Source organism: Lacticaseibacillus hulanensis (genome assembly GCF_004010095.1).
GTDB classification, from domain to species: Bacteria; Bacillota; Bacilli; order Lactobacillales; family Lactobacillaceae; genus Lacticaseibacillus; species Lacticaseibacillus hulanensis.
The window spans coordinates 44098-50115 of the sequence record NZ_RRYD01000019.1 but is presented as its reverse complement, the minus strand read 5'-3'; the positions used below and the strand labels follow the sequence as shown (position 1 = coordinate 50115).

The 6018-nt window shown below is 53.5% G+C and carries 8 protein-coding genes; all 8 read right to left on the bottom strand.

Translation table 11 applies throughout. The annotated features are described in order from the left end of the window. Positions 1-139: 139 nt before the first annotated feature. The 8 genes from truA to rpsM all read right to left on the bottom strand — a co-directional run bounded on the left by truA (position 140) and on the right by rpsM (position 6018). Positions 140-883, bottom strand: coding sequence for a tRNA pseudouridine(38-40) synthase TruA (truA, locus tag EKN00_RS06395; protein WP_127849313.1), 744 nt, complete (start codon positions 881-883; stop codon positions 140-142). 14 nt (positions 884-897) lie between these two features. After that, positions 898-1692, bottom strand: coding sequence for an energy-coupling factor transporter transmembrane component T family protein (locus tag EKN00_RS06390; RefSeq protein ID WP_127849312.1), 795 nt, complete (start codon positions 1690-1692; stop codon positions 898-900). Beyond that, entirely contained in the window at positions 1685-2548 is an 864-nt protein-coding gene (locus EKN00_RS06385; RefSeq protein WP_127849311.1) for an energy-coupling factor ABC transporter ATP-binding protein, read from the bottom strand. Before EKN00_RS06385 ends, EKN00_RS06390 begins: the two co-directional genes overlap by 8 nt. Further along, the gene (locus tag EKN00_RS06380) at positions 2524-3363 is read right to left on the bottom strand and encodes an energy-coupling factor ABC transporter ATP-binding protein (protein ID WP_127849310.1); all 840 of its coding nucleotides are present in this window, start codon (positions 3361-3363) and stop codon (positions 2524-2526) included. Before EKN00_RS06380 ends, EKN00_RS06385 begins: the two co-directional genes overlap by 25 nt. 460 nt (positions 3364-3823) lie before the next feature. Then, the gene (gene rplQ / locus EKN00_RS06375) at positions 3824-4204 is read right to left on the bottom strand and encodes a 50S ribosomal protein L17 (RefSeq protein WP_127849309.1); all 381 of its coding nucleotides are present in this window, start codon (positions 4202-4204) and stop codon (positions 3824-3826) included. A gap of 22 nt (positions 4205-4226) precedes the next feature. Next, a complete protein-coding gene (locus EKN00_RS06370; protein ID WP_127849308.1) occupies positions 4227-5165 on the bottom strand; it encodes a DNA-directed RNA polymerase subunit alpha in 939 nt (312 codons plus the stop codon). 78 nt (positions 5166-5243) lie between these two features. Continuing rightward, on the bottom strand, positions 5244-5633 hold the full coding sequence (gene rpsK / locus EKN00_RS06365; protein WP_054675523.1) for a 30S ribosomal protein S11: 390 nt from the start codon (positions 5631-5633) through the stop codon (positions 5244-5246). A gap of 19 nt (positions 5634-5652) precedes the next feature. Then, on the bottom strand, positions 5653-6018 hold the full coding sequence (rpsM, locus tag EKN00_RS06360) for a 30S ribosomal protein S13 (RefSeq protein WP_127849307.1): 366 nt from the start codon (positions 6016-6018) through the stop codon (positions 5653-5655).

The following is a 6018-nucleotide window of genomic DNA, read 5'->3' as shown; positions in this document are numbered from 1 at the left end:
CCGGCTCCAGACGACCGCCACAGCGACCACGGCGAAGCACACCCGAGGCCCAGCCCGGACCCGGAGGCCAAACCCCGCAACGCGGAGCGACGTTGCCGGACAGCGTCAGTTAGGTAGTACCATGACTAGCAATGCTTGCCTAGTAATATACTTCCTTCAGGTACAGACCTGAAGCCGGTGCCGTACCACGTGCCTGCTGCCGATCTTTAACCTCGAATAGGCGGATAAAATCGTGCAGGTCGCGCCGCCCGTTGCCAATTTCCAGTGCGGTCGCGACGAGGATGCGGACCATGTTGTACAAGAAGCCGTTCCCGTAAAACTCCATAATAAGTTCGTTGTTGTCTGCATCATACCGGCAAGTAGCCTCGTAGATGGTCCGCACCTTGTCCTCAATCACGCCGCCACTAGCAGCAAAGCTCGTGAAGTCGTGGGTACCCACCAGGTCCTTGAGGGCAGTCTGGATGCGGTCCACGTCAACACTGTACGCGTAATGACCCGTGTACAGGCGCTTGAACGGGTTGGTGTATTTACCCAGCGCAACACGATACATGTACCGCTTGCCCTTGGCGGAATACCGCGCGTGAAACTCCGGGTCAGCGTACTGCACGTCCTTAATCAAAATATCAAGCGGCATCATGCTGTTGAGCCCCATTAGCATGTTTTGCGGTGGAATATTTCCCGGGTAATCAAACGAAACAACCTGGCCCAACGCGTGAACGCCGGAATCTGTCCGCCCGGAACCGTCGATGTGCACCGGCGTCCCCTTTGCCATTTTGGTGAGGGCCTTTTGCAGTACCCCCTGGACGGTGCGCTGCTCCGGCTGGACCTGATAGCCAGCAAACTTGGTCCCGTCGTATTCAAGGGTCAAACGATAATGTTGCACAGTCAAAGTCCTTTCTAATTACGCAGAAAAATCAGCCCCAAAGTCAGCAATATCAGCACCACTGCAGCCAGCAAGTCACCGCGCCCGTACCGCAACACACGAAAACGCGTCCGGCCATAGCCATCACGATACCCACGCGCTTCCATGGCAGTCGCGAGTTCGTCGGCCATCGTAAACGCGGTAACAAACAGCGGAATGAACAGTGGCACAATCGTCTTAACCTGCTTGAACAGGCCACCACTTCCGAAGTCCACACCACGTGCGCGCTGCGCGTTCATCGTTTTCGTTGTTTGGTCCAGCAGCGTCGGCACAAAGCGCAACGCAATACTCAGCATGAGCGCCACTTCGGTAACTGGGAAGTGAATTTTGGCTAGTGGCTTCAGCAATGACTCCACGGCGTCCGCAAGCGATAGCGACGGCGTGGTCAGCGTCAGCAGCGTCGACATGAAGATAATCAAAACCAGGCGCACGAAGATAAATCCCGCGTTAGTAAGGCCCAGACTGGTAACACTGAGCCAGCCCCAATGCCAGTAAACGTGGCCCCCAGTAGTAAAGAATACCTGAATTAGCACCGTGAACACAATCAGGAACAGCACCGGCAACAGTCCGTTCAGGAAAAAGCGCAGGCTGACCTTCGACACCGGAATAATCGCAAGCGTCACGACGGTCGCGAGCAGGTAGCTCTGCCAGTTATTCGCCAGAAAGATCACGGCGATGTAGTAAAAGGTCGCGAGCAGCTTGGTGCGTGGATCCAGCCGGTGGATGAACGAGTCACCGGGAATGTACCGGCCAAGAATCATCTTATTCATGACGGGCGCCCCCTAACTGCTCGGCTAGCATTTGCGCCAATTCCGGTGTGGTGAGTGGCAGGTGGTCAAACTTGAACCCCTTTTGCTGCAACCGCAGCGCAAATTGCGTTGTCCGCGGCAGACCGAGCTGATGGTCCAGCAGCCACTGCGCATCCTGGAAAATTTCCTTAGGGTGACCCTGACGCACAACCTTCCCCTGGTCCATCACCAGTACATCGTCGGCAAAATCGGCAACATCATCCATTTGGTGTGTGACCAGCACAATGGTTTGTCCATCTGCATGCAGCTTCGCAAACAGCGCCATCATCTCACGCCGCCCCGCAGGATCCAAGCCGGCGGTCGGCTCATCTAGGACCAGTACCTCTGGCTGCATGGCAAGCACGCCCGCAATTGCCACGCGCCGCATCTGGCCACCTGACAAATCAAACGGCGAGCGGTCCAGCACATCTTCGGGCAGGCCCACCCGCGCCACCATTTGCACGGCAAGTGCGTCTGCATCCTCGGCACTGACGCCGAAGTTACGAGGCCCAAAAGCAACATCTTCCCGCACCGTCGCGGCAAAAAGCTGACTTTCCGCAAATTGGAACACCATACCGACCTTTTTCCGCAGCGGGTGCAGGTTTTTGTTGCTCGTCGACGGCGTGATCATTCGTTCACCAATTCGCACCGTGCCACTCGTTGGCTTGAGCAGCGCGTTCAGGTGCTGCAACAAGGTACTCTTCCCCGAGCCAGTGTGCCCAATGATGGCTGTGTATGCACCACCGTGAATGGTGACCGACACGTCGTCTAAGCCCACCCCAGCCATGGGGGTATTAGCCTGATACGTATAGCTTACATGGTCGAACGTAATGTCCACAGGTAGTCCACCAGCCCTTCATCATCATAGTAATCACCGGGTATCTCAATCCCCAGCTTGCCCAACTCACCCCGCAGTTGCTGCGAGTACGGCACATCCAGCCCGTGTGCGACCAAGCTGGTTCCGTGCGCAAAGATTTGGCTCGGCTTTCCCGTCTCCACCACGTGCCCATCATCCAGCACAATCAGTTGATCACTGCCCGCCGCTTCGTCAAGGTCGTGCGTGATTGACAGCACGGTGAGACCGAGCCTGTCCTTAAGTTCGCGAATGAGAGCCAGGATTTCCTTGCGCCCAGCAGGATCTAGCATTGACGTGGCCTCATCCAGGATAATAATCTGTGGTTGTTGCGCAACCACCCCGGCGATGGCCACACGCTGTTTCTGCCCACCAGACAGATGTGCCGGTTCGCGGTTAGCAAACTCACGCATGCGCACCGCATTAAGGGCGTCATCAACACGCGTCAGCATTTCTTCCCGGGGAACTGCATGATTTTCCAACCCGAACGCAACGTCATCAGCAACCGTTGCGCCCACGAACTGGTTCTCGGGATTCTGAAACACAATACCAACCCGACTGCGAATGTCCCAGACTGTTTCTTCACTGAGCACCATGCCATCGACATTAATCACACCGGCATCCGGCTCGAGCAGACCCAAGATGTTTTTGGCGAGCGTACTCTTACCGCTACCGTTGTGGCCGATTACTGAAACCCAAGTGCCGCGGGGAACGCGCAGGCTCACATCGTCCAGTGCAGCAACCTGCGCGTCCTGGTAGGTATAACGCAAATGTTCAACTGTGATAATGTCATCCGCCATGATTATCCTCCGTTTGCCAATTCGTGAAAAGCTAGTCACATTTTACCATACTTACCAATAGTACTTTCATGGAAGATTCCACGCAAAATATAAGAATTAGCGTAGACACTGTCAAATAAAAATAACGCAGCCGTCATCCGCCCATTAGCGAACTCCAGCTGCGTCATTTTCTATGTAAAACCAAATGATGATGGAGGACCAGGTTGCCCTAGCACTCGCAAGCTAGACTAAGAAGAATCCGCATACGCGGTTTCCCGGACTACTGTCCACACCACTAGGGTGCCCATCATCGTAACGCTCCATCGATCAAATGATCAAAGTGAACCAGCCACGTGGGTCAGTTCGGTTTTACTTTGTGGCCGAACGATTGCTCTTCCCGCCGCTTAGTACGGTCCTGCGTTGCAGTTCCGCAATAGCACGACGGCGGAGTGCCGTAAGCGCTCCGCCGCACGTTGCCAAACTAGACGAACTCGATGATAACCATCGGTGCCGCGTCGCCGCGACGTGGGCTCGTCTTGAGGATACGGGTGTAACCACCGTTACGACTTTCGTAGCGCTTTGCAATGTCGTTGAACAACTTCTGCAGAGCGGATTCTACGATAACCGCGTCATCCTTTTCGGTAACGTTCGCAACCTCGTTGCGAACAAATGCTGCTGCCTGACGACGTGCGTGCAGGTCGCCGCGCTTACCAAGCGTAATCATCTTTTCTGCAACGGAGCGAAGTTCCTTCGCGCGCGCTTCAGTAGTAGTGATGCGTTCGTTGATAATCAGATCGGTGGTAAGGTCACGAAGCAGTGCCTTACGCTGGGAACTGGTACGTCCCAATTTCCGGTAACTCATGAATTTTGGCCTCCTTTACGAATTAATCATCCTGGCGCAGGCTGAGGCCCAAGTCAGCGAGCTTGTTTTTCACTTCTTCAAGTGATTTACGGCCCAGATTGCGCACTTTCATCATTTCGGCTTCGGATTTATTAGTCAGTTCCTGAACCGTGTTGATTCCAGCACGCTTCAAGCAGTTGTAAGACCGGACAGAGAGGTCAAGCTCTTCGATTGTCATCTCGAGCATCTTCTCCTTGTGATCTTCTTCCTTTTCGACCATAACTTCCGTGTTTTTGGCATCGTCGGTCAGGTTAACGAAGATGGCCAAGTGATCGGTCAGAATCTTCGCAGCCAGAGCAATTGCCTCACGTGGGTTAATTGAACCATTAGTCCAAACATCAAGAGTCAGCTTATCAAAGTCACTCCGACGACCAACACGTGCGCTCTCAACCTGGTAGTTAACCCGACTGATCGGGGTAAAAATCGAGTCGACAGCAATTACGCCAATCGGCATGTCATCAGTTTTGTTTTGAACAGCTGGCACGTAACCACGGCCAGACTTGACGGTCATCCGCATGTGCAATTCTGCACCTTCAGCGACCGTGCAAATGTACTGTTCAGGGTTCAAAACGTCGACGTCGGCATCGGTCTTGATGTCAGCAGCGGTAACCGTTGCTGGACCCTCAATGTTGATTTCAGCTGTCTTTTCGCCATCACCGTGCATCTTCAAAGCAAGCTTCTTGATGTTCAGGATGATTTGGGTAACATCCTCGAGAACCCCATCGATTGTGGAGAACTCGTGGAGCACGCCGTCAATCTGAATGCTTGAGACTGCAGCCCCAGGCAAAGATGAAAGTAAAATCCGCCGCAACGAATTTCCGAGTGTGGTACCGTACCCGCGTTCGAGTGGCTCGATGACAAACTTGCCGTAGTTGCTGTTTTCGTCAACTTTGGTAATGTTTGGCTTTTCAAATTCGATCATCTAAAGTGTACCCCTTTCAGAACGAGAGTGATGTCAGCATACCCTGCCTCCAGTAAACGAGACGTGTGGGTATACAAACTACACACGACGCCGCTTTGGAGGACGAGAACCGTTATGTGGTACTGGCGTTACATCGCGGATAGCGGTGACGTCGATACCGGTAGCCTGAATCGCGCGAATTGCGGCTTCACGACCTGAACCAGGACCTTTAACTGCTACTTCAACGGACTTCAGACCATGTTCCATAGCTTCCTTGGAAGCAGCTTCCGCAGCCATCTGCGCAGCAAATGGAGTGGACTTACGGCTACCCTTGAACCCAAGAGCACCAGCTGAAGACCAAGCCACTGCATTACCCTGAACGTCAGTAATCATGACGAGAGTATTGTTGAACGTGGAGTGGATGTGCGCAACACCGGTTTCGATGTTCTTGCGTACACGGCGCTTACGGGTTGTCTTGCGTTGTGCCATCTATACGAACCTCCTTATCTTATTTCTTCTTGCCGGCAATGGTAGTTTTCTTACCCTTGCGCGTGCGTGCGTTGTTCTTGGTGTGTTGACCGCGAACTGGAAGACCCTTACGGTGACGGATGCCACGGTAGGAGCCAATTTCCATGAGACGCTTGATGTTGAGGTTAGTCTCACGACGAAGATCACCTTCAACACGGTACTTTTCAACTTCCTGACGAAGCTTATCTTCCTGGTCTGGATTAAGGTCCTGGACGCGAATGTCTTCGGACACACCAGAATCGGCGATAATCTTCTGTGCAGTCGTGTTACCAATACCATAAATGTAGGTAAGAGCAATCACGATACGCTTGCCACGGGGCAAGTCGACACCTGCAATACGAGCCAT

Excerpts from the sequence above, each read along its gene's own strand:
- EKN00_RS06390 (WP_127849312.1), bottom strand. The coding sequence starts at position 1,692 with ATGAATAAGATGATTCTTGGCCGGTACATTCCCGGTGACTCGTTCATC.
- EKN00_RS06380 (WP_127849310.1), bottom strand. The coding sequence starts at position 3,363 with ATGGCGGATGACATTATCACAGTTGAACATTTGCGTTATACCTACCAG.
- rplQ (WP_127849309.1), bottom strand. The coding sequence starts at position 4,204 with ATGAGTTACCGGAAATTGGGACGTACCAGTTCCCAGCGTAAGGCACTG.
- EKN00_RS06370 (WP_127849308.1), bottom strand. The coding sequence starts at position 5,165 with ATGATCGAATTTGAAAAGCCAAACATTACCAAAGTTGACGAAAACAGC.
- rpsK (WP_054675523.1), bottom strand. The coding sequence starts at position 5,633 with ATGGCACAACGCAAGACAACCCGTAAGCGCCGTGTACGCAAGAACATC.
- rpsM (WP_127849307.1), bottom strand. The coding sequence starts at position 6,018 with ATGGCTCGTATTGCAGGTGTCGACTTGCCCCGTGGCAAGCGTATCGTG.